Genomic DNA, 22,060 nt, shown 5'->3' with positions numbered 1-22,060 from the left:
GACTCGCCAGCGTTCCGGGACTCGCTAGGCGTTCCGCTGGCTGTACCGTTCGAGCGCGCGCTCGATCGCGGCCAGCTGGGAGGTGACGCGGCTGTCGGCGACGCGCATGAAGCCGGGCGTGTACGTCTCCGAGTAGTCAAAGATCCGGTTGACGGCGCGCTTGGGCACCGAGACGGGGGTGAACGACTCGACGGTGTAGATGCGCGTCGCGGGGAACGCGGTCCAGAACGTGCCGCTGACCCACCGGTCGGCGTCCTCGAACGTCGTTCCCACGCGGCCCGTGCCGACGTACTCGTCGTCGTGGTAGAAGAGGAGGAGGTCGCCCTCGCCCATTCGCTCGAAGGTGGAGTCGCTGCCGCTCTCGTCTTCGAGGGCCCACAGTCGAGCCTCGTCGAGGTCCGCGAGCGGCTCGGGTCGGTCGTCGTAGTCAGTCAGGTCGACGGGCGACGCGACGGTTCGGTCGAAGTTCTCCGGCGTGACCGGAACCAGGAAGACGTTCGCACTCATTGTCCCTCATTCCCGGGGCGACGGTTTAAATCCGTTCGTTGCGTGGTCGGGTTCGCTGGGCCACACTCACGTCTCCAAACGCGCACCCGCTCGAACGCCGCCGGTACACCGTCCGTGCCGACGTTTAAATACGACACCGCCACATCCCCGTGCATGTTCGAGCGATCCCCGGGAACGCCGGCAACCGCCGCCGAGGTGGACGGCGATGGGGCGGACGACGTGCGAGCGGACGGTCAGGTAGGGAAATTTCCGACCGGTCTCCAAGCCGCGCGCTCGACGCGCTAACTACCGGGATCGACGCTTCTCGTCCCCGCACGGTCGTCCCAGCAGCAGTCGAGGTGACGGGGACGACCTCGTCGTGGCGGAGACACGCTACGACCTGCGCGAGTACGACGAGATCGTCGTGCTCGGCGGCGACAACGCGGCCGGCCGCGTCGCGGCGGTCCCGCTCGCGCGCTCGCGCCGGCGACACGGACGGCATCGACGGCCCGACGGATGCAGCGGGTGCGCTGGTCACGGCCGACACGGTGCCCGCCGCGATCGGGAAGGGCTTCAGGAAGCGCGCGCCGCGCTCGCCGACGACGACGCGTACACGTTCCTCGATGACCGGGGTGCACTCCTCCGGCCCGGCCCAACCGGCACGAACGTCAACGACCTCCGAGTGACCGTTATCGCCCCACCGACCGAGTGAGACGTTTTATCGCCCGGCGGTCCTACCACACCGACAACACCGATGGACTTCGAAGCCACGTTCGGAACGGCGATGCCCGTGATCGGCATGGTACACTTGCCGCCGCTTCCGGGGACGCCGCGGGCGGACGCGGAACGCGCCGCGGACACCATGGAGGCGGTGATCGACCGCGCCCGTGCGGACGCCGCGGCGCTGGAGCGCGGCGGCGTCGACGGCGTGATGGTCGAGAACTTCGGGGACGCGCCGTTCTATCCGGACGATGTGCCGAAACACGTCGTCGCGTCAATCACCCGGGCCGTCACCGCCGTTCGGGAGAAAACCGCACTTCCTGTGGGCGTGAACGTGCTGCGCAACGACGCGCCAGCGGCGGTCGCCGTCGCCGCCGCGACCGGCGCGTCGTTCGTCCGCGTCAACGTCCACACCGGCGCTCGCGTCACCGACCAGGGGGTCGTTCAGGGGCGCGCCCACGAGACGCTCCGGCTCCGTGACCGACTGGGAGCCGATGTCGGCATCCTCGCGGACGCCGACGTGAAACACTCGGCCCCGTTGGCGGCCACCGGCGGCGCGGAGTCGCTCGCTGACACGGCCGAGCGCGGACTGGCTGACGGCGTGGTCGTCTCCGGGCGCGGCACCGGCGAGTCGCTTGAGGAGGGGGCGCTCCGGGAGGTCGTCGACGAGCGCGGGACGTACGGGCTCGACGTACCCGTCCTCGTCGGCAGCGGCGTTCGTCCGGAGACGGTCGCCAACCTGCTTCGGATCGGCGACGGCGTCATCGTCGGCACGGCGCTGAAAAAGGGGAGCGAGACGACGGCCCCCGTCGACGCGGACCGCGTCGCACGGCTCGTCGAACGCGCGGACGAAGCGCGGTGAGCCGGAACGACGGCGAGTCTCCGGCCGCGGATGCACTCGCACGGATCGTCACGGCGGCGACCGGAACGGAGTTCGACGAGCTCGCGGGTGACACGCGGCTGGTGGGCAAGCGCCCCGACGAGGACGGTGCGTCGGCACCAGTGTCACACGCCGCCCTCGTGCTGGAAGACGCCTCGTCGGTGATCGGTGTGGTTCCCCGTGCGGATGCGGATCTCGCCCGCAGGTTGCTCACCGCGGTCGATGCGGGGACCGAGGCGCGGCTGGTGATGACTGGCCGTGCGAACGAGGTGGCCACAGGGGTCGGCGCCCTCGGGCTTCGGGCCGCGGTCGCTGACCGGGCTGTCGCCCTGTTCGCACACGACGGGCGGAGCGGAGACCCGTCCACCCAGGTTGGTCGGGAGGCCGGCGGTGACGCCGCGCTCGCACTGCTGCTGATCGACGACCGGGCGCTGATCGGGTTGTTCGACGCCGCGGGGCTTACTGCCGTGTTGTCGACGACGGACTCGTCGGTGTGCGGGTGGGTCGTCGAGTGCTTCGAGCGCTATCGGGAGGCGTCCTCCCCGCTGTTCGACTGAGACGCGGCCGCCGAAAGGAGTGCGCGCCGCTACGGCCAGTCGTCGCGGGTCGACTCCTCGACGGGCTCCTCGTCGGGCTCGTCGGTCGCCAGCTCCCAGCCGGCGGCCTCGGCGGCGTCCTCGACATGGAGGAACTCCCAGTCGGCGTCCTCGGCGACCGCCTCGTCGTCCTCGTCGACGCCGACGAAGACGTGCCGGTCGGTGTCGAACTGGGTTCGGATGTTCTCGAGACTCTCCGCGACGCCGCGCGGCCCCGAAAAGAAGTCCTGACGAACGCGGTGTTTCCGGGTGAAGTTGGTCACCACGTAGGTCGGCTTGTCGCTGACGACGCCGACGTATTCGGTCCACTGTCGAGCGCCGTTGAACACCGCGTTGGGGTTCGCCAGCGTCTTCAGCGCCTCCAGTTCGAACGCCAGCGTCATGTCGGTGGATCCGCCGCTGTCCATGCGTCAGCGTTTCGCGTCCCCGCCGAAAACAACTTCGCTTCCCGCGCGGCGACCGAGGGTCGACCGGTCCTAGCGGGCGCGGACCACGTAGTAGTCGGTGAACTTCACCACGTCGCCGTCGTCGAGATCTCCCTGCTTGGGGACCGTCCGCGGGCGGCCGGCGAGCTCGTAGACGGCCTCGCGGGCGTCGTCTGACAGCTCGTCGACGTGTTTCACCCGGGAATCCGGGGGAACGGTGCCGGTCCGCCGCAGTCGTATCTTGCGCTCCTGTACCCTCATACGTTACCATGTGGCACGATTATTAATAACTGTTGTGGCAGCCACCCCCTGTTTTCGCCGAGTAGCAGCTGAAAATCGCAGATTCGCCGGTCCGTCTCTCGATAGACGCCGGCGTTACGCGGCGAGCCGGCGGCTCGCCGACGTGCCGTGGGAAAGCGCCAGAAACGGGAAAAGCCGGAAACGCGGGGAACGCTACTGTTCGCTTTTCGGCGCGAGGTCGTCGACGGAGAACCCGGGCTCCATCAGCACGTCCTTCTGGTCGGCGACGTCACGGCGCTCGCGCATCAGCTGCTTGAACGCCGACTGCGGGGAGAGGTCGCCGATGAGCACGCCGCCGACGATCCGGCCGTCCTTCAGCGCGACGCGGCGCCACTCGCCGTCGCCGGTGGTCGCCTCGACCTCGTCGTCGCCGAGCGTCGGGTGGCCGAACGAGAGGAACGGGAAGTCGAAGTGGGTGATCGAGTACGAGGAGACCCACTCGAACACGTCACTTTCGTACTCCAGCATGTTCTTTGCCGCGATGGTGCCCTGCTCCTTTGCCGAGCCCCACGCTCCGTTCTGGGCGCGCTCGCCGAGGATCACGTCGTGGAACTCCGTGATGTCGCCGGCGGCGAACACGTTGTCGACGTTGGTGCGCATGTACTCGTCGACGATGATCCCGTTGTCCGTCTCGACCGGCGTGTCCTCGACGAGCTCGGTGTTGAAGTCGAGGCCGATGGCGACGCCGGCGAAGTCGCAGTCGTACGACTCGCCGTTGGGGTCGACCGCGCTGGTGACGACGCCGTCGTCGTCGGTCTCGAAGCGGTCGACGCCCGAGTCGAAGACCGGCTCGACGCCGCGCTCGCGCATCGCGTCGTGCATGAGCTCGGCGCCCTCGTTCGAGAGGGCGTAGCGCCACCAGGAGTCGCCCCGCATCAGGTACTTCGCCTCGACGTCCTGGGCACCACAGATGGCCGCGAAGTCGATGCCGAGGAGGCCGGCGCCGACGATGACGCCGTGCTCGGCGTCCTCGACGCTCTCTTTGATCGCCCGTGCGTCCTGGAACGTCCAGAAGTGGTGGACGCCCTCCGCATCGGAGTTCTCGACGGGGAGCTGCTGGGGGGTGCCGCCGATGGCGAGCAGCAGTTTGTCGTAGTCGAACACCTCGTCCTCGTGGGTGCAAACGCGGTCGTTCTCCACGTCGATGTCGACGACGACCGTGTTGAGCCGGAGGTCGATGTCGCGCTCGGCGTACCACTCCTCGTCGTGGATCGAGATGGGTGCTTCGGGCAGTTTTCCCTTCGCGAACTCCTTTATCAGGATCCGGTTGTAGAGGGCTTCACCCTCGTCGGTGAGTACCGTGACCTCGGCGTCCGGCGCCTCCTCACGAAGCGTTTCGGCGGCCGACGACCCCGCGACACCGTCACCGATGATCACGTACGAGTCACTCATATCCGGGCGTTTGCAGCGAGGGTTAATGTGGATTACCATCCGTCCGGACGATCATGAGGGTAAACCTCATACGGAGTGGGCACAAACCCCTTAAGGATCTTTGACGCGCTGCGGCGTGAACGTGAAATCCTCGGTCGATCGGCCATCCACGGCGCGTCGCCACACATTCAAGACCGTCCACACCCAACCACGGGCATGAAGATCCGCCAGAACATCCGCCACTGGGCGGCCAAGAAGGCGCTCACCACGCCCGTCCTCGGTGATGTCGCCAACGACAAACTGGTCGACCTCCACACGAGCATCTTTCTCAACAAGGCGGACGAGGACCGCCGGGAGGAGCGCCGCGAGCACCTCGACGAGTTCTTCGACGCGACGATGGACGCGTACGTCGCCGCGCTCGAAGCGGGCTTTCCCGAAGCCGAGGCCCGCGAGATCACCCACGTCCAGGCCAACTTCGACTTCTTCAACCACGGTTGGACGGAGATGATGGAGATCCCCGGCGACGAGCTGGAGGCCCACTATCGCCGCTACGAGGAGTTCTTCACCGACCACGGGATCACCATCGACGACCCGCTCGGCGAATTCCGGCCCGACGGCGGGATCGCCGAGGCACCCGAAACCCCCGAGAAGCTGGAGGAGCCGGAGTACGAGAACGCGCTCGCCGGCTTCGCCGACGACGTGTACGTCGAGCGCGACGACGGCGAGACGGTGCAGGGCGGCGACACCGAGGAGCCCGACGAGGTCGACCCCGCCGCAGCCCCCGGGCTCGACGAGGACGAGGCGAGCGCCTGACCGGTTCGCGGGAACGGCCCAGCTCCATCTCGCACCGTTCGTGTGTCCGTCCCGTGACGCCCACGTTTATCAGGGCTCACGAGGTGGGTGACGTATGAACCGCGGCCAGTCGTTTCTCCTCCTGCTCATCGGTGCGGTCTCCCTGCTCACCCTGTTCATCGTCCTCCCGTTCGTCGAGTACGTCATCGCCGCCGTCATCCTCGCGTACGTGCTCCATCCGGTCCACGTTCGGCTCACCCGGCGGATCGACCGGCTACACACCCGGATCGACGCCGGACTCGCGTCGATGGTGTCGGCGGTCACCCTCATCGGCGCCTCGATGGTCGCCGTCGTGCTCCCGTTAGTGTACATCACGCTGGTGTTCGTCGAGGACCTCACGGCCATCGCGGAGGGCGAAAGCGATATGGACGTGGCGGCCATCGAGGCCCGGATCGCGGAGCTCACCGGCGAGGAGGTCGACATCGCCGTCTGGCTGACGACCGCCGGCGAGACGCTCGTTCAGGCGCTTTTCGGCGGGTTCAGCGGCATCTTCACCAGCGCGCTCCAGGCGTCGCTGGGGCTCGCGCTCGTGCTCTTCTTGGTGTACTACACGCTCCGGGAGGGCCCGGAGTTCGTCGCCTGGCTCCGCAGGATGGTGCCGCTGCCGGAGGAGGTGACCGACGACCTCTTCGAGAAGGTCGACGCAACGACGTGGGGCGTCGTCGTCGGCCACATTTCCGTCGCGCTCCTCCAGGCGCTCATCGCCGGCGTGGGCCTCTGGCTCGTCGGGATTCCCAACGTCGTCTTCTGGACCTTCGTGATGGCCGTGTTGGCCCTCTTACCGCTGATCGGCGCCTTTCTGGTGTGGGGACCGGCGGCCGCCTACCTCGTGCTGCTCGACCAGACGACCGCCGGCATCCTGCTCGCGCTGTACGGCGTCGCCGTCGTCTCGATGGTGGACAACTACGCGCGTCCCATCGTCATCGACAAGCAGGCTCATCTCAATCCCGGGATCATCCTCATCGGCGTGTTCGGCGGCATCTACTCCATCGGCTTCACCGGGCTGTTCGTCGGCCCCATCGTCATCGGCGTGCTCGCGGCGACGCTGGAGACGTTCCGCGAGGACTACGACACGATCTAGTAGGTCGACCGTCTGGGACGCGCCAATGGCGGGCGTGAACGACGATCACGACGGCAGGGCCGGCGAAGGTGGCGAGGGTGACGGCGTGGCAGGGGGCGAGGACGACACCCCCGAGCGCTCCGCCGTCAGCGACGCTCTCGGCGTCCCCGACGCCCCGCCGGACCCAGAGACGGACGATCACGTCCTGCCCGACGAGAAGCTCCGCTACCCCACCCTGACGTTCGAGGAGGGGGCCGTCGACCCCGAGGACGGGTTCGACCTCGCCGCCGACCTCGACCGCGAGTCAGCCCGCAAGCTGCTCGACGACCTCGCCGGCGCGCTCGCCAGCCACGACCTCGTCGTTGAGGGCCCCGACACCCGCGCCACGTTCGGCGTCGGCGTCGACCGCGTCGAGGCCGACTTCACGCCCGACGAGGACGGCCGCGGCGAGATCGAGGTGACGCTCACGATGCCGGCGAAGGTACTCGACTACGCCCCCGCCGACGCCGACTTCGTCGGCGCGCGCGGCGGCACGGGGTTCATCCAGCGCGCGATGCTCACTGAGGAGCGCCCGCCCGAGTCGTTCCGCTGCTACAACTGGATCGACGAGCCGGCGGCGGGGCTGAAGGATACGGACGACGCTCCCGACGAGTAGAGCGAGCGAGACGTCGAGCCCAGGCGGTGACCGTCTCCGAATGAGCGATGTTGGGAGTAGGTGTAGTACGTGAGCGGGTGTGGCGTTTATAAGTGGAACGTGGTTGTGGTTGTCTCTCGTTTATAAGCAGAGTTTGGTCGGTGAGTTGCGAGTGCTGCGCCGGTGAGGATCGTCTGCAAAGCCCCAGCCGGCTCCGGTCGAGGGGCTCGCTGCGCGCTTTGCAGGGCGTCTCTCCGCACAGCCCGACGCCCTGAGAAGTGCTTACGTCGCCCGTCGTCCCGGAGCCGGCTGCCCCTTTGAGTCCCACCCCAAACCGCTCCGCGACAGCACCTCACGCCTCCCCAGCCTCGTCGGCGGCCTCGTGCCACTCGGCCGCCGACTCCCTCGCGCGCCGACGAGCGCCCAACGGGCGCTCGCCGGGCGCGCCACCGCATCGCGCACCTGTTTATAAGGAGATCGCCACTGCCACTCACGACAGTTTATATACTCTATCGCCGGCGACGAATTGCAACACCCACTCCCTGGGTCAATCACGAAGTGCCCGTTCATCGACGACCGGCCCTCATTCGTCAATGCGCTCGGCGGCCGCGAATCCCGCCTCGATGCCGCCGTCCAGCGACCGCTCGGGGTACTGCGCGCGGCTCGCCATGCCGGCGTAGTAGACGCCCGGCAGCCCCTCACTCGCGAGGTCGTAGGGGACGACCTTTTCGAGGTAGCCGCGCTCGTAGACGGGCGCCGCTCGCGGGTTGCGCGCGACGCGGAACTCGGAGACGGCCTCCCGCGAGAACTCGGGAAAGAGGTCGGCGACGCCGTCGAGCCAGCGCTCCTCCAACTCCGCGTCGCTCGCCTGCCAGTTGGCCTCCTCGGGTGACTGGACGTAGCTGGCGAGATACAGCAGGTGGTCGCCGCCGTAGCGCTCCGCCGGGACGAAGTTGGTGTGCTCGATGAGCGCGCCGAAGGGGGCGTCGTCAGCGATGTTGAGCCAGTAGGTGTCCGTCAGCGGCTCGTCCATCGTGACGACCGCACACACCGCGCCCTGGAAGTCGATGTCGCAGGCGTGGCCGGTGAGCTCCTCAAGCACGTTCGGCATCGTGGCGAACACCACGCCCTCCGTCTCGTGGGTGGTCGTGCCGTCGGGCGTCTCCACGGTGACCGTCTCGACGGGCCCGCGGTCGGCGTCGTCCCCGGCCCCGCCCGCTTCGCCATCGCCGTCGCCCGCTTCATCCGCGAACTCCACGCCCGTCACGCGGGCGTTCGTCGTCACCGTCTCCGGGCCGAGGTCGTCGACGAGCGCGTCAAGCAGGACGCCGAACGAACCGTCGAGGTAGCCGAGCACCTCGCCGCGGAGGAGGTCGCGCTCCCCGCGGAACTTCACGCGGCCGAGCAGCCACGCGGCGGACACGTCGTCGACGCGGTCGCCGAACTTCGCCTCCAGCAGGGGGGCGAAGAAGTTGTCGTAGACGCCGCGGGTGGTGTGTTCGACGATGAACTCCTCGACGGGGACGTCCTCGAAGTCGTCGAGGTCGTCGTACGTGTCGAACGACGGGAGCCCGCCGCGCACGTCTACTTCCTGCGTGAGCATCGTTAGCCGGAACTTGTCGGTGAGGCTCATGTGGGGGTACGCGAGGATCTCCCACGGTTTGTCGAGCGGGTGGACGACGCCGTCGACGTAGTAGGCGTTCTCGCCGATCCGCCACTCGACGCGGTCGCCGACGCCGAGATCCTCGGCGAGTTCGACGATCGTCTCCTCGGATTTCGAGAGGTGGTGGTAGAACTTCTCGATCGGGTCACCCGCTGTCTCGTAGAGCCCGGCGAGGCCGCCGACCTCGTCGGACGCCTCGAACACGCGGACGTCGTGGCCGCGCTCCCGGAGCCGGCGGGCCGCCGCGAGCCCGGCGACGCCGCCGCCGACGACAGTGTACATGGTCGAAAGGGCGCGCCTGTGGCGTAAGTGCGTTTGGGTGTCGCGACGCGCCCGCGCTCTCCCGTGCCGGGAGCCGCTACTCCAGCAAACTCTCCCCGGTCATCACGCCGGGTTTGTCGAGGTCCATCAGCTCAAGCACCGTCGGCGCCACGTCGCACAGCGACCCGCCCTCGCGGACGCGGCGCCCGCCGTCGTCGTCCGCGGGCGAGAGGTAGACGAACGGGACCGGGTTGAACGTGTGGGCAGTGTGGGGGGCGTCGGGCGTCCCCATGTCGTCGGCGTTGCCGTGGTCGGCGGTGACGACGGCGTGGCCACCCGCCTCGCGGACGCCCTCAAGCAGCCGGCCGAGCTGCTCGTCGACGGCTTCGACGGCCTCGACGGCGGCCTCGAACTCGCCGGTGTGGCCCACCATGTCCGGGTTCGCGTAGTTCAGCACCAATAGGTCGGGGTCGTCCGACTCGATGATCGCGAGGGCTTCGTCGGTGAGCTCGGGGGCGGACATCTCCGGCTGGAGCTCGTAGGTCGGCACGTCCGGGCTCTTCACGATCCGCCGGCGCTCGCCGGGGAACTCCACCTCGCGGCCGCCGTTGAGGAAGTAGGTGACGTGGGCGTACTTCTCCGACTCCGCGATCCGGAGCTGGGTGCGTCCGGCGTCCGAGACGACCTCGCCGAGCGTGTTCGTGGGGATCTCCGGCGGGAACGCGACCGGGAACTCGAACGTCTCGTCGTACTCCGTCATCGTCACGAGCTCGATGTCCGGCTGGTCGAGATCGAAGGACCATTCGGGGCGGGTGTCGGTGAGCATCCGCACGATCTGTCGCATCCGGTCCGAGCGGAAGTTGAAACAGAGGACGGCGTCCCCGTCCGCGAGGGCAGGCCCGCCGTTCACCAGCGTCGGCTCGACGAACTCGTCGGTCTCGCCGCGAGCGTGGGCCTCGCGAACGGCGGCCGCCCCCGATTCCGCTTCGTGAGGTGCCTCACGGTTGACGATGGCGTCGTACGCTCGCTTCGTCCGCTCCCAGTTCTCGTCGCGGTCCATCGCGAAGTACCGTCCCGTCACGGTCGCGACGTGTCCGGTTCCCTGCGCGTCGGCGTGCGTCTCCAGATCGGCGAGGAACTCGTCGCCTATCTCGGGAGCCGTGTCGCGCCCGTCGGTGAACGCGTGGGTGGTGGCAGGAACCCCGAACTCGGCGGCTGCGTCGATCAGTGCCTGGAGATGGGCGATGTCCGAGTGGACGCCGCCGTCGGAGACCAGTCCCATGAAGTGGACCCGCCCGTCGTTGTCGACGGCGTGCTCGAACGCGCCGCGGACCGCGTCGTTGTCGAGAAAGGAGCCGTCCTGTAGCGTGTCGGTGATCCGGGTGTACGCCTGCTTCACCACGCGCCCGGCGCCGATGTTGAGATGACCGACCTCGGAGTTGCCCATCTGGGCGTCGGGGAGGCCGACGCGTCGCCCGTGGACTTCCAGTTCGCCGGCGGCGCCGCGCTCCGTGGCGGCGTCGAAGACGGGGGTGTCGGCGGCGTTCACTGCATCGAGATGGTCGTGGTCGCCGAGCCCCCAGCCGTCGAGAATGACGAGCGCCGTCTGCATACCTGATCCTCCGGCCGGCGGGGTAACTAGGCTTCGTTTCGGACGGATTCCGCGCCGGCCGACGCCGGGAGGCTTTTCGCCGGCGCGCTCGGAGGCTCTCGCGTGAGCGACGACCCACCAACCGACGGCTCTCCCGAGCCCTCACGCGACCACCTCCGCGACCGCGCGGCCCGCGAGCTGCTCGGCGACCCGTGGAGCCTCGCGTGGGTGGTCGCCGTCTGTCTGCTCGCGACGCTGGTCGGCGTCCGATTTTACGCCGAGACGCTCCCCGAGGTGCCGACCCTCCTGTGGCCGCTGTACGCCGACTCGCCCGTCGCCACGCTGCTCGCGGTCGCCTCGCTGTGTACGCTGTTGCCGTTCGTCGCCGGGCCGGAGCGCCGGCCCGTCACGGAGGTACCCCGAAGCCGCCCGCTGGCGTATCTCCACACGCTGTCGTTCGTCTGGCTGGTCACGTTCGGCGTCTGGCCGGCCGTCGCGCTCGGCTTCGAGGCGGGGACGTACCTCGCGGCCGACGACGCGCTCTGGTCCTTTTGGGGGATCATCGTCACCCACCTGCTGTTCGTGGGGCTCGCACTGCTGATCCCCGCGTACGGCGCCACCACCCCGGGTGCGCTCGCGCTCGCGCTCGCGCTCGGCGTCGCGAACGTCGTCGTCGACTACGGCTTCGGCTATCACCCGCCGCTGCTGTACGAGCCCGGCTTCCGGCTCGCGGGGGCCACTCTCGGAATCACCGTCGGCGCCGTCGCGTTCGCCGCGAGCCGGTTCGACCGCCTGCAGGCGGCGGGATCCGAGGGGAGTCCGCCCCCGAGTCGGTGAGTCAGGCTTTTAGCTGTCCGCGACTAACTCAACGTTAATGGACTCCGCGGTACTCCTCGATCTCCTCGGCAACGAGAACCGGCGGCGCATCCTCCGGCTTCTCGCACACAAACCGTGCTACGTCACGGAGATCTCCGAGTATCTCGGCGTCAGCCCGAAGGCCGTCATCGACCACCTGCGAAAGCTGGAGGAGGCCGGCCTCATCGAGTCGACGACCGACGAAAAGCGTCGCAAGTACTTCCACATCACCCGCAGCCTCCGGCTGGAGGTGTCCGTCTCGCCGTACGGCTTCGGCGCCAAAAGCGCCTACCCCGCGAAGTCGAGTCTCGACATGTCCGGCCGGTGTCCCCACGTCTCGATCGAGATCCCCTCGAACGACGGCGAGCGAGCCGACGTGAGCGAGCTCGCCGCCGAGTACGACCGGCTACAGGAGCTCGACCGCGAGCTCTCGCTGGCTCAGCGGTGGGTCCACGGTCGCGTGGAGGACACGCTCGCGGAGATCGACGAACGGCTCGGCACGGAAACCGACAGCCGCTTTTTCGCCTCCGTGCTCGCGGCGCTCGTCGAGACCGACGGCAGCGTCCCGGACGTTGCCGACGAGGTGGGGGCTCCCGCGGACGCCGTCGAGGACGCGCTCCGGCGGCTTGCGGATGTCGGCGTCGTCACCCGCGACGCCGCCGAGGACCGCTACCGGATCCGGTAGGGCTCTCGCCCCCACTTCCCCCGCCGCTTCCGGAAGCTTTTGGCCGACCGCCGGTCGATAGTCGCCGTGTCCCGGTATCGAAACCTCTCGCTGTTCCTGCTGCTTGCCGCCCTCTGGGGGTCGGCGTTCATGGCGATCAACGCCGGCCTGGCCTACTTCCCGCCCGTGTTGTTCGCCGCGCTCCGCTACGACGTGGCGGGCGTCGTGATGCTGGCGTACGCCTGGCACGTCGCCGACGACCCGATCCCGCGCGGCCGCGGCGAGTGGACGCTCGTCGCGGTGGGGGCCGTCCTCCTGATCGCCGCCTACCACGTGTTCCTCTTCATCGGCGAGGCCGACCCCGCGGTGACGAGCGCCATCGCCGCCGTGATCGTCAGCCTCTCGCCCGTCCTCACGACCGTGTTCGCGCGGGCGTTTCTCCCCTCCGAGCGACTCACCGCCATCGGCGTGATCGGGCTGCTCGTCGGGCTCGTCGGCGCCGTCGTGCTGGCGGCACCCGACCCGGGCAACCTCACCGGCGACGGGACGTTCGCGAAGTTCCTCGTGTTCCTCGCGGCGGCGGCGTTCGCGCTCGGCTCCGTGCTCACCCGCGCGGTCGACGCCAAGATGGAGATCGAGACGATGGAGGCGTGGGCGATGGTGCTCGGCGCCGTCATCATGCACGCCGTCTCGTTCGGAATGGGCGAGTCGATGGCCGACGTGACGTGGACGACGGAGGCGCTGCTGGCGCTCGGCTACCTCGCGATCGGCGCGAGCGCGATCGGCTTCCTCGTGTACTTCGACCTGCTCGAACGGCTCGGCCCCATCGAGATCAACCTGGTCTCCTACGTGGCACCCGTCTTCGCGGCGGTCTCCGGGTGGATCTTCCTCTCGGAGGGGATCACGGTGACGACGGTCGCCGGCTTCCTGCTGATCTGCGTCGGCTTCGCGCTGGTCAAGCGGGAGGCGATCCGGTCGGAGCTTCGCCGGCGCGGTGTGGGTGTGTGACACGCCGGAGGTGTCCTTTTTAATCGGGCCGTAATTGGTCCGTCCATGTTCCCCGAGACGATCGAGACGGAGCGCCTCCGCTTGGAGCCGGCGTGGCTCGAGCGCGTCGACCTCGACGAGTTCTACCGGATCTGCTCGTCGGATCCCGACATCGAGGAGGTCACCGAGTACGTCACCTGGGACCCCCACGAGACCAAAAAGGAGACGCTGGAGTTTCTCGAAAAGGGTCGTGAAAAGTGGGAGGACCACGAGAACGCCGGCTACCTCGTCTATCCCCGCGACGGCGAGGACGGCGCCGGCGAGATCGCCGGCGGTGCCGGCCTCCACCTCGACTGGGAGAAGCACACCGCCGTTCTCGGCTGCTGGTTCCGCAAGCGGTTCTGGGGTCGCGGCTACTCCGGCGAGCGCGCCGGCGCGCTCTGCGAGGTCGCCTTCGAGGAGCTCGACCTCGACCTGGTCGCGGTGAGCCACATCGACGGCAACGAGAAGTCTAAGCGCGCCATCGAGAAGTACGTCGACCGGCTCGGCGGTCGCCGCGAGGGGCTCCTCCGGAACCACGTCGTCGACCTCGACGGCGAGGTCCACGACGCCGTCCGCTACTCGATCACAGAGGACGAGTGGCGCGCAGCGACCGAGTGAGCCGGTAGACACTTACCACGCCGGCAACGTGTGGTGACCATGAGTGTCCCCGATCGACTGAGCGGACGCAACGTTGGAATCGGCGCCGCCGCCGGCGCCGTCGCATACGTAGCCGGCTATCTGGTCGCGTACGTCACGATCCGTGACGATGTGCAAGAAACGCTTTCCGGATTCAGCTTCCTCGCGGACCTGTTCGGTGGCGACCCGATCCCCGCGTGGCAGGGGGTCGGCTGGGTGTTTTACAATGCCCATTTCGTCGACACGGAGGTTCCGTCGTTCGGCGGCACCCAGATGCGGAACTTCATCGCGAGTTCGGACGGCGGTCTGACGTTCATGTACGTCGTCCCGCCGCTGTTCCTGCTCGCGGCGGGCTTCGCGGCGGCGTACGCCGTCGACACGCCCACGCCGACCGATGGCGCGGCCGCCGGCGCGCTCACGGTCGCGGGGTACCTCCCGCTGGCGCTCGCCGGCCTCTTGGTCTTCGCGTACGAGGTCGGCGACGGCGCCGTCGCGCCGGACCCGGTCACGGGCGTCCTGCTCGCCGGCATCGTCTTCCCGGCGGTCCTCGGGGCGGCCGGCGGCGCCGTCGCGAGCGCGCTCGGCGACGACTGACGTGTCGGTGGGTGGCTGTGGTTGTTCCTTTTAAATGACGTTCGCGCTCGTGTAGTACATCGTTGCTAGAGAGCCCTCCTGCGATTCTGTTGTGGGCTGGACGGGTCAAGAACGTGCGCCGCAGCGGTTCTGACGGCCAGCTACTGAGTAGTGTTTGCAACGGGCGGTTGTGTCAACGATCTCCTACGGAAGAGCGTAACGTTTTGTTGATCGAGACCGGGAGTCGGTGTTTCAGGTGAGAGGGTGCGGCGTTTATGAGTGAGGCGTTGGTGGAGTTGTGGTTCGTTTATAAGCAGAGGTTGACCGGTGAGTTGCTGGTTTTGCGCTGGTGAGGACCGCCTGCAAAGCCCCAGCCGGCTCCGGTCGAGGGCCTCGCTGCGCGCTCAAAAGGCCTCTCCGCACGGCCCGGCCTTTTGAGTGCTTGCGTCGGCCGTCTTCCCGGAGCCGGCTGCCCCTTTGAGTCCCACCCCGTACCACACAGCACCGCACCTCACGCCTCCCCAGCCTCGTCGTCGCCTGCGGCGACGACTCCCTCGCGCGCCGACGAGCGCCCGCGGGGCGCTCGCCGGGCGCGCCACCGCACAGCATGACCGTTTATAAGGAAAGCGTCGATGTCGCTCTCGTTTGTTTATATACTCTGACGCAACCGACGATCTGCAACACCTACTCCCGGTATCACTCATCGTGGGTGCCGTGTAGATCGCGCGAGCACCCATTCCGCAAGCACACCTCCAAAATCCCGAGCCCTCAATCAGAGCTCCCGCGCCACCAGCTCCCCCCAGTGGTCGAAGCCGTGGCGGTCGTAGAACGCCTGCGCCCGCTCGTTTTTCCGGTCGACGTCGAGCACGATCCGGTCCAGCGGGAGGTCCTGGTCACGCGCCAGGTCGAGCGCGGCGGCCATCAGGTCGTCCGCGACGCCGGCGCCCCGGTAGTCGGGGGCGACGTAGAGCTCGTTGAGCACGGCGGCGTCCCAGACGAACGCCATCGAAGCGGGCAGACAGAAGACGTAGCCGACCACCTCGCCGTCGTCGACGGCCACGGTCACACAGCGGTCGTCGTCGGCGGTACACCGGTCGACCCAGTCGAGCCAGTCGGCGCGGTAGTCGTCGGTTAGCTTCCCCTCGTATTTCGCGGCCTTCTCCGCGCCGCCGGTCTCCGTCCCCAGCCCGCGCTCGAAGGCGAGCTTGCAGTCGTAGAGGCCGCCCTCGTCGGTCGCCCGGTCGTACGCGCGGATCGTCACGTCGTCGCTCGCGTCCATACTCGAGTTCGGCCGAGGACGGCCGTAGCCGTTGTGGTCCCGGCCAACGATCGACTCCGTCACAACACCCGGACGAACAGCAGGAAGGCGACGAGGATCGACAGCGTGAGCGCCGCCTGCGCCAGCGACGAGCCGAGCACGCCGGCAGCGCCGTAGCACGTCCGACGGGTCGCCTCGTCGACGCCGACGCCCGCCCGGATCTCGAGGTAGAAGATTCCCCCGAGGAGGCCCACGATCAGCCCAACCGGACCGGCGACGAAGAACAGCAGCACCCCAATGCCGAGTCCGAACAGCACGGCCCCACGGGAGGCACCAGCCGCCCGGGCGGTGAGCGCGCCGGCGAAGTGCTCGAGTAGCGCGGCGAGCACGCCGGCGACCGTCATGCTCGCGAGCAGCAGGAGGCCGAGGTCGCCCGGGCCGTAGCGGGCGTAGACGAACACGCCGGCCAGCGAGAGGAGCCCCGAGGGGACCATCGGCAGGAAGCTCCCGATGACGCCCGCGACCAGCAGCAGGGTCGCGAGGAAGACGACGAACTCGGTCATGCGTGGGTGTGCGTCCGCCGTCGACAAAGACGCCCGCCTCTTGACGGGATCCGACGGACTGCGGCCCACGAGGGCAGCGACGACTCCGGACCACACCGGATCTCACCGGAACCGCTCGATTTCCCGGCGAACGACTGGCACGTCGTCGTGTGCGTCGACCAGCGGGACGAACGCCTCGCCGAGCGCGCGCATCACGCCCCTGGTGCCGTGGAAGTCGAGCAGGTCGGCGACGGTCGCCGTGTCCCGCGCCTGGAGGACGCGCGTCACGAGCAGGCGCTCCTCGCGGGGGGACAGCGGCGACTCGCTGGCGTCGGCGTGACCCTCGCCGCCGTCTTCGCCACCGACGAGCGCGTGGAATGCCAGGTCGCGGAACGCGCCGGGGGCAGCGTCGTACAGCGTGGGGCCGTAGGCGGCGCCCACCACGGCGCGCCAGCCGTAGTCGGAGAGCGCCGGCGGATCCCCCGCGGGACACGCCCGAAGCGCGCCTCGAATCACGTCCGGGTCAGCCCCCCGGTGCGTGTCCGTGAGGCCGGCGCGCTCGCGCTCGCGGAAGGCGGCGGCGTGGCGGTCGAGGAGCGCCGCTCCGGCGTCGTCCGGCGCCGCGTCCGCGGGCGGGCGGAGCAGCACGGCGGAGTACTCCCCCGAGGCGTCGTTCCGCGTGCTCGCGAGGTGGGCGGTCCGGTAGCCCGCCCGTCGCCAGAACCGGAGCAGGCGCGGGGTGGCGCCGAAGCCCACCGAGAAGTAGTCGACCTCCTTGCGGTGTTCCTCGTGAACGCGCGTCAGGAGTCGGCTACCGAGCCCCTGATCGCGGACGGCGTGGTGGGTGGCGATCCGCACGGTGCGAAGCCCGAGCGGCGCGGCAGCCTTCTCGTCGCGGAGCTGGCTGGTGAGCACGTCGGGGACCATGTTCCCGCGGAGTCGGGCTCCCTCGTACACCGCCGCGCGGGTGTCCGCGGGCAGGTTCCCCTCCCGCGCGAGCAGGTCGACGGCGACCACGTGGCCGTCGGCGACCAGCGCGCGAACGGAGAGGTTCGGCGCGTCGAGCAGCCGGGCGAGGTCGTTCGGCTCCGTCCGGTAGTGGGCGGACACTAACAGTCCGAACGTCTCCGAAAGCAAGTGCTCGTCGGCGAGCAGCTCGTCGGGGTCGAGCCGCCGGTACTCGCAGTCGTCGGGCGTGGTTCCCTCGACCGCGGCGTCGACGGGCGGACGCGCATCCAGCAGGAGTGCGCGGAACGTCCACCCTTCGACGGGGTCGCCGCGGGCGTACCGGATCGGGTCCGTCAACGACACGTCCCGCAGCTGGTGGTCGCTCTCCGAAAGTCGTTCGCGGAACCGCACGGAGAACCCGCGGCCGGCGCCCTCGTAGCCGTGGACGGTGGTGCAGAACGCGACGGCGTCGGCATCGAGAAACTCCTCCAGCAGCCGAACCGGAATCGCGGCCGCCTCGTCGACGATCACGGCGTCCGGCTCGCCGGGGAGTTCGGCGGCCTCGGCCGGCGTCCGGAACCGCATGCGGCCGCCCCCGGGCGCTTCCAGTCGCGTGCCGTCGTCCGCTTCCGTCTCAAGGGCGTCCGCGGCCTCCAGCAGTTCGCGGGCGCGGTCGAACCCCTCGGCGGCGTTGCGGAACGCGGGAGCGGTCACCAGCACGTCCCGCCCATCAAGCACGAGCGATCCGGCGGCGAGCCCGGCCGCGCTGGACTTTCCTCGCCCGCGGTCCGCCTCCACGACCACCGCCGAGCCGTCCGGGGCGGGATCCGCGAGCGACTCCAACGCCCGGAGCGCGCGGGTCTGGTCGCCGGTGAGACACGCCACGTACGCAGCGTCGGGGAATGCGGCGTCCGCGGGCGGATCCGGCGGCGAGCGGGGTCGCCACTCCGGCGGGTCGGTGCGGCCGTCGCGGACGACTTCCGGGGATTCGTCGTCAAGGTCGACAACTGCCACCCCCGGATGGCGCCGGATCGTCCGCACCAGTCGCTCGCGGAATCGTCCTGTCACGTCGTCGAGCTCGTAAGGGGGAACCGCCAGCGACTCGTCGAACTTGTCACGCCGGTCGGGCCACGCCGCCAGCGGGGGCGTCAGCAGCACGAGCAGTCCGCCGCCGTCCACTGCGCCCGACACCTGTCCAAGCGCGTTCGGCACGAACCGCTCGTGAGCGTCGAGCACGACGACCTGGCGCGTCCGGCCGAGCAGCTCGCCGGCTCTCCGGGGGCGATGCTCCTCGAAGCGGAACCCCTCACGGGTGGAGACGATCGAGACGGCATCCTCGTCCACGTCGGCACCCTCGACGGTGTCGAAGGCGGCGTCGATGCCGCGGTCGCGGTCGCCGGCCAGCACGAGGAGGCGCCGCTCGTTCGCCCGTTTTGCCTCCGCGCGTAGGTCCGCCGCCAGCTCCGCGATCATTCGGCGACACTTTTCGGGGACCGGCAATGGGTCTTGCCCTCCGTCGTGGGGGCCGTCGCCGGCGGCGGTAGCGGGAGGCTTACGGCGACGGGGGACGTGTTTTCGGCTATGACCACCGTCACGCTCATCGGCAGCCGTCTCGCGGACGTGGGCCGCGAGTTCGTCTACGACGGCGAGTCGGCCGCCTGCGAGGGCTGTCCGTACCGTGGACAGTGTCTCAACCTCTCCGAGGGCACCCGCTACCGGGTGACCGGCGTCCGCGAGAACGCCCAGACGCTCGACTGCGCGGTCCACGACGCCGGCGTCCGCGCCGTCGAGGTGGAGCCCGCTCCCGTCCCCGCGAACGTCCCCTCGAAGGCCGCGTACGCCGGCAGCAAGACGGCCCTGGAGGGGCCGTGTCCACACACCGAGTGTCCGAGCCACCAGTACTGCGTCCCGGCCGGCGCGGACTTCGACGAGGAGCGGCTCGTCCAGCAGGTGCTCGGCGACCCGCCACACGACCACTGCGCGCTCGACCGCGACCTCACGCTCGTGCAGTTCGCTGCCGAGGAGGAGTAGCGGGCGGGAGCGTTGGCGAAGCGTCGGTAGCTACCGCAGCCAGGAGGCGATCCGGCCGAGCCGGTGGGCGCCCTGAATCGCGCCGACCCGGGCGGTGGAGGCGGTTTGGAGGCCCGCCCACTTCGCGGTCGCCGCGCTCCGGACGGCGCCGGTTTTCGCGTAGTAGCCGGACTTGCGAGCGGCGGCGATGGCGTAGTGTTTCGCCGCCATGGGGACCGGCGCGCGTTTGCCGCTGACGGTGGTCGTTCCCTCGCGGAGCGCGTCGAGCACGTCGGTTGCAGTGACCTCGCTGGGCGACTCCCGACTCTCGATATCCAGCTCGGTGAACGCGCGGCCGACGTACTCCAGCGTGTGCGCGTCGCTGGCGGCGATGCCTGGGTAGCCGTACTCGGCGGCGAACCGTCGCGCGCGGCGGTTGCGGTAGCCCGTGAACAGCCAGGCGTTGAACACCTCGATGGCGTCGACCTCGTCGACCTCCTCGGACGGCGCTGCCGAGTCAGAGCAGGAGGCACTACTCTCTCCGGGTGTTCCCTCCCGCGTCGGGACGGGAATGTGCTTTTTGCGGACGCCGTGGCGTGACCGCTGGAACGGGTGCGGGACGATGGCGACGCCGCCGTGCTCGTGGATCCACGAGACGGTCTCGTCGAACGGCTCCCTGCGGGGTGGCATCGAGTCGACGCCGACCGCCAGCAGGTGGCCGTGGGCGGTCGACACCTCCACACCCGGGATGCCGATCAGCCCGTACTCCGGCGCCAGCTCCGCCGCGCGGAGCGACTCGCCCATCACGTCGTGGTCGGTGATGACGACGGCGTCGAGCCCGATGTCGGCAGCGTGCTCCAGGATCAGCTCGACGGGCTCGTGGCCGTCGTAGCTGTCATCGGAGTGGACGTGCGGGTCGATACGAACGGAGACGGAAGACACGTCGAACCATAGGCGCCCGACGCTATATAAACACCGTCGGGCGGTCAGTACCGGTACAGCGAGACGACGTACGGGAGCTGGTTGAACATCCACACGGCGACGGGGTGCCCGACGACGGTGAGCGCGAAGCCGTAGGCGACGGACATCCAGATGCCGCTCGCCCACCAGCCAACCAGCAGGAAGTAGACGCCACGGAGCACGAGCCCGTGCTGGTCGGCGGCGCCGGTCGCCACGGTGCCGTCCTCGCCGGCGGACGCCCGAACCGGACGCTCCTTGAGCGTCAACACCTTCGGCACACGGTTGATCAGCATGATGGCGAACGGGAGCCCGATCACCGTCACCGCCAGCAGCCACGAAACGGTCAGCCAGAGTCCGGTGAGCCACCAGCCGACGAAGAGGAACCACAGCGCCCGCACGAGAAGCGACGGGGAGTCGGTCATACCGGACGAAGGCGGCCGAGGGGCCTAACGGTTGCGCCCCCTGGTGAGCGACCCGGCGCCCACTGGCGTGTCGCCGGCTGGCGAGCCGGATCCGAACCGGCGGCCGGCGTCGTCCCGGTCGCTCTCGCAACTCGCGCGGCCCTCGCGACCCTCGCCAACGCTACGGTCCGCGGGCGATGCGGCTCACCAGCCGGTCGCGGTCGGCGCGGACACGCTCGGCGAGCTCCGAGAACGCCGCGAGCACGGGGTAGTCCGTCTCCGGAAGGGGGCCGAACAGGTAGCCGTGGAACGTCGGCGAATCATCCGCCTCGAATCCGGTCGGCATCGGCGGGTTGCGGAGCCACTCCTGTCGGTTGGCGACCGCCTCGTCACACTGCTGTTCGAGCGTCTCCAGTCGCTGGAACACGTCGATCTCCGCGCCGGTTCGAGCATCGTTGCGGACGCCGTCAAGGTGCGCGTTCAGCCGCTCGCGGCGACGGTCGAGCGTCGTCAGCTCCTCGTCGGCCGCCGCCAGCGCGTCGAGCTCGTCGTCGATGGCGTCGACCAGCGTCGCCCGCTGCTGTGCGGCGTGACGACTCCGCGTGACGAGCGCCGACTTGAGCTCCGGCGAGAGCGTTCCGCCGCCGACGAGCCGGCGCGCGGCGTCAGCGCCGAGCTCGGCGGCGAGACTCTCGGCGACGCTTTCGTCGTACTCCTCCGTGTAGTGGGGCAACGACATGACGGTGTTTCGGTAGGCGTCGACCGCTCGCGTGATCCCCACGTCGGACGGACCGTCCACTCCGCCGCCGCGGCGAACGCCGACCATGGGGCCGTCCAGCGCGGACGAGCTCACGTCCGTTTGCGTGGCCTCCAGCCCGGCGACCCGCTCCGAGAATCGCACGAACGCGTCGCGCTCGTCTCCCACCCGTCGGCGCTCCTCGCGACAGCTCTCCCGGGCGTCCCGCAGATAGGCGAATCCCAGGAAGACCGCGAGCCCGATGGCCGCGAGGCCGACGACGGCCGCCGGCGTGCTCACCACCCCCCACGCCTCGCAGGCGAGACTCCCGCACTCCGACGCGGCCGACGGGTCCCGGCTCGGGACCCGAAAGGTTGCGCCCGAACCCTGCTGTACGCTCATGTATGCGAGAACACAACACACGAACATAGCTGTTGTGACCGTTGCAACCGTTCGAGAACCAGGTGGACCGCCGGCCACGCGGTCGCGTTCGGGGAGGTCACGGCGGGGCACGGTGGGCACGGTGGTCGGACGACGCCGCCGTTCGCCCCTGTGACACGGGAGACGAAAAATCCCGGAACGGAGCCGGATCCCGGGGGACCGCCGCCA

General features: G+C 69.3%; 25 protein-coding genes and 1 pseudogene. 14 read left to right on the top strand and 12 right to left on the bottom strand.

Annotated features, from left to right (window positions below):
• Positions 1 to 24: 24 nt before the first annotated feature.
• Positions 25 to 507, bottom strand: a complete 483-nt coding sequence (locus tag ACYQ07_RS13255) for a hypothetical protein (protein WP_459882365.1) — start codon at positions 505 to 507, stop codon at positions 25 to 27.
• A 153-nt stretch (positions 508 to 660) separates the two neighbouring features.
• On the opposite strand from ACYQ07_RS13255, the gene ACYQ07_RS13250 reads away from it, so the two are divergent.
• The 5 genes and pseudogenes from ACYQ07_RS13250 (at position 661) to ACYQ07_RS13230 (ending at position 2,643) form a co-directional block, all read left to right on the top strand.
• Positions 661 to 792: a hypothetical protein gene (locus ACYQ07_RS13250; RefSeq protein WP_459882363.1), complete on the top strand. Its 132-nt coding sequence runs from the start codon at positions 661 to 663 to the stop codon at positions 790 to 792.
• Positions 753 to 1,004, top strand: a pseudogene (locus ACYQ07_RS13245) (hypothetical protein); the annotation flags it as partial. The gene ACYQ07_RS13250 and the pseudogene ACYQ07_RS13245, both read left to right, overlap by 40 nt.
• The gene (locus ACYQ07_RS13240; protein WP_459883059.1) at positions 911 to 1,198 is read left to right on the top strand and encodes an MOFRL family protein; all 288 of its coding nucleotides are present in this window, start codon (positions 911 to 913) and stop codon (positions 1,196 to 1,198) included. The pseudogene ACYQ07_RS13245 and the gene ACYQ07_RS13240, both read left to right, overlap by 94 nt.
• Positions 1,199 to 1,240: 42 nt before the next feature.
• Positions 1,241 to 2,068 carry a BtpA/SgcQ family protein gene (locus ACYQ07_RS13235; protein WP_459882361.1) on the top strand — a complete coding sequence of 276 codons (828 nt, stop codon included), beginning with the start codon at positions 1,241 to 1,243 and terminating at the stop codon, positions 2,066 to 2,068.
• Positions 2,065 to 2,643 (top strand): transcriptional regulator FilR1 domain-containing protein, encoded by a 579-nt coding sequence (locus tag ACYQ07_RS13230; RefSeq protein ID WP_459882359.1) that lies wholly within the window; start codon positions 2,065 to 2,067, stop codon positions 2,641 to 2,643. The genes ACYQ07_RS13235 and ACYQ07_RS13230 overlap by 4 nt, the downstream gene beginning before the upstream one ends.
• Before the next feature lie 29 nt (positions 2,644 to 2,672).
• Here ACYQ07_RS13230 and ACYQ07_RS13225 read toward each other — a convergent pair whose 3' ends face one another.
• From ACYQ07_RS13225 to ACYQ07_RS13215, 3 genes are all read right to left on the bottom strand, one after another.
• Positions 2,673 to 3,089 (bottom strand): DUF7124 domain-containing protein, encoded by a 417-nt coding sequence (locus tag ACYQ07_RS13225; RefSeq protein WP_459882357.1) that lies wholly within the window; start codon positions 3,087 to 3,089, stop codon positions 2,673 to 2,675.
• A 69-nt stretch (positions 3,090 to 3,158) separates the two neighbouring features.
• The gene (locus tag ACYQ07_RS13220) at positions 3,159 to 3,368 is read right to left on the bottom strand and encodes a DUF7979 domain-containing protein (RefSeq protein WP_459882355.1); all 210 of its coding nucleotides are present in this window, start codon (positions 3,366 to 3,368) and stop codon (positions 3,159 to 3,161) included.
• A gap of 192 nt (positions 3,369 to 3,560) precedes the next feature.
• Positions 3,561 to 4,799 (bottom strand): NAD(P)/FAD-dependent oxidoreductase, encoded by a 1,239-nt coding sequence (locus ACYQ07_RS13215; protein WP_459882353.1) that lies wholly within the window; start codon positions 4,797 to 4,799, stop codon positions 3,561 to 3,563.
• A gap of 195 nt (positions 4,800 to 4,994) precedes the next feature.
• Here ACYQ07_RS13215 and ACYQ07_RS13210 point away from each other — a divergent pair, with 195 nt between their 5' ends.
• The 3 genes from ACYQ07_RS13210 to ACYQ07_RS13200 all read left to right on the top strand — a co-directional run bounded on the left by ACYQ07_RS13210 (position 4,995) and on the right by ACYQ07_RS13200 (position 7,345).
• Positions 4,995 to 5,591 carry a DUF6149 family protein gene (locus ACYQ07_RS13210; protein ID WP_459882351.1) on the top strand — a complete coding sequence of 199 codons (597 nt, stop codon included), beginning with the start codon at positions 4,995 to 4,997 and terminating at the stop codon, positions 5,589 to 5,591.
• Positions 5,592 to 5,685: 94 nt separating this feature from the next.
• The gene (locus ACYQ07_RS13205; RefSeq protein ID WP_459882349.1) at positions 5,686 to 6,711 is read left to right on the top strand and encodes an AI-2E family transporter; all 1,026 of its coding nucleotides are present in this window, start codon (positions 5,686 to 5,688) and stop codon (positions 6,709 to 6,711) included.
• 25 nt (positions 6,712 to 6,736) lie between these two features.
• Positions 6,737 to 7,345, top strand: a complete 609-nt coding sequence (locus ACYQ07_RS13200; protein ID WP_459882347.1) for a hypothetical protein — start codon at positions 6,737 to 6,739, stop codon at positions 7,343 to 7,345.
• Between the two features lie 562 nt (positions 7,346 to 7,907).
• Here ACYQ07_RS13200 and ACYQ07_RS13195 read toward each other — a convergent pair.
• Both ACYQ07_RS13195 and gpmI read right to left on the bottom strand, forming a co-directional pair.
• Entirely contained in the window at positions 7,908 to 9,269 is a 1,362-nt protein-coding gene (locus ACYQ07_RS13195) for an NAD(P)/FAD-dependent oxidoreductase (protein WP_459882345.1), read from the bottom strand.
• Between the two features lie 76 nt (positions 9,270 to 9,345).
• Entirely contained in the window at positions 9,346 to 10,860 is a 1,515-nt protein-coding gene (gene gpmI / locus ACYQ07_RS13190) for a 2,3-bisphosphoglycerate-independent phosphoglycerate mutase (protein WP_459882342.1), read from the bottom strand.
• Positions 10,861 to 10,962: 102 nt separating this feature from the next.
• On the opposite strand from gpmI, the gene ACYQ07_RS13185 reads away from it, so the two are divergent.
• From ACYQ07_RS13185 to ACYQ07_RS13165, 5 genes are all read left to right on the top strand, one after another.
• Entirely contained in the window at positions 10,963 to 11,676 is a 714-nt protein-coding gene (locus ACYQ07_RS13185) for a DUF1405 domain-containing protein (RefSeq protein WP_459882340.1), read from the top strand.
• A gap of 37 nt (positions 11,677 to 11,713) precedes the next feature.
• The gene (locus tag ACYQ07_RS13180; protein WP_459882337.1) at positions 11,714 to 12,379 is read left to right on the top strand and encodes an ArsR/SmtB family transcription factor; all 666 of its coding nucleotides are present in this window, start codon (positions 11,714 to 11,716) and stop codon (positions 12,377 to 12,379) included.
• A 66-nt stretch (positions 12,380 to 12,445) separates the two neighbouring features.
• Positions 12,446 to 13,366, top strand: a complete 921-nt coding sequence (locus ACYQ07_RS13175) for a DMT family transporter (protein ID WP_459882335.1) — start codon at positions 12,446 to 12,448, stop codon at positions 13,364 to 13,366.
• A gap of 45 nt (positions 13,367 to 13,411) precedes the next feature.
• Entirely contained in the window at positions 13,412 to 14,005 is a 594-nt protein-coding gene (locus ACYQ07_RS13170; protein WP_459882333.1) for a GNAT family N-acetyltransferase, read from the top strand.
• Positions 14,006 to 14,044: 39 nt separating this feature from the next.
• Positions 14,045 to 14,617 carry a DUF7978 family protein gene (locus ACYQ07_RS13165; RefSeq protein ID WP_459882332.1) on the top strand — a complete coding sequence of 191 codons (573 nt, stop codon included), beginning with the start codon at positions 14,045 to 14,047 and terminating at the stop codon, positions 14,615 to 14,617.
• Between the two features lie 751 nt (positions 14,618 to 15,368).
• Here the strand turns inward: ACYQ07_RS13165 and ACYQ07_RS13160 are convergent.
• The 3 genes from ACYQ07_RS13160 to tmcA form a co-directional block, all read right to left on the bottom strand.
• Positions 15,369 to 15,875, bottom strand: a complete 507-nt coding sequence (locus ACYQ07_RS13160; RefSeq protein ID WP_459882331.1) for a GNAT family N-acetyltransferase — start codon at positions 15,873 to 15,875, stop codon at positions 15,369 to 15,371.
• A gap of 59 nt (positions 15,876 to 15,934) precedes the next feature.
• On the bottom strand, positions 15,935 to 16,417 hold the full coding sequence (locus tag ACYQ07_RS13155) for a DUF456 domain-containing protein (protein ID WP_459882329.1): 483 nt from the start codon (positions 16,415 to 16,417) through the stop codon (positions 15,935 to 15,937).
• 102 nt (positions 16,418 to 16,519) lie between these two features.
• Entirely contained in the window at positions 16,520 to 18,817 is a 2,298-nt protein-coding gene (tmcA, locus tag ACYQ07_RS13150) for a tRNA(Met) cytidine acetyltransferase TmcA (protein WP_459882328.1), read from the bottom strand.
• Between the two features lie 108 nt (positions 18,818 to 18,925).
• On the opposite strand from tmcA, the gene ACYQ07_RS13145 reads away from it, so the two are divergent.
• Positions 18,926 to 19,375, top strand: a complete 450-nt coding sequence (locus ACYQ07_RS13145; RefSeq protein WP_459882326.1) for a UPF0179 family protein — start codon at positions 18,926 to 18,928, stop codon at positions 19,373 to 19,375.
• Positions 19,376 to 19,405: 30 nt separating this feature from the next.
• Here ACYQ07_RS13145 and ACYQ07_RS13140 read toward each other — a convergent pair whose 3' ends face one another.
• The 3 genes from ACYQ07_RS13140 to ACYQ07_RS13130 form a co-directional block, all read right to left on the bottom strand.
• The gene (locus tag ACYQ07_RS13140) at positions 19,406 to 20,296 is read right to left on the bottom strand and encodes a CehA/McbA family metallohydrolase (RefSeq protein WP_459882324.1); all 891 of its coding nucleotides are present in this window, start codon (positions 20,294 to 20,296) and stop codon (positions 19,406 to 19,408) included.
• Positions 20,297 to 20,340: 44 nt separating this feature from the next.
• Positions 20,341 to 20,736, bottom strand: a complete 396-nt coding sequence (locus ACYQ07_RS13135) for a YccF domain-containing protein (RefSeq protein ID WP_459882322.1) — start codon at positions 20,734 to 20,736, stop codon at positions 20,341 to 20,343.
• A gap of 160 nt (positions 20,737 to 20,896) precedes the next feature.
• Entirely contained in the window at positions 20,897 to 21,853 is a 957-nt protein-coding gene (locus ACYQ07_RS13130; RefSeq protein WP_459882320.1) for a DUF7260 family protein, read from the bottom strand.
• Positions 21,854 to 22,060: the final 207 nt, after the last annotated feature.

It is taken from the genome of Halorubrum gandharaense, from assembly GCF_054654575.1.
The sequence above is the reverse complement of the archived record's forward strand: the minus strand, read 5'-3'. Positions and strand labels throughout refer to the sequence as shown.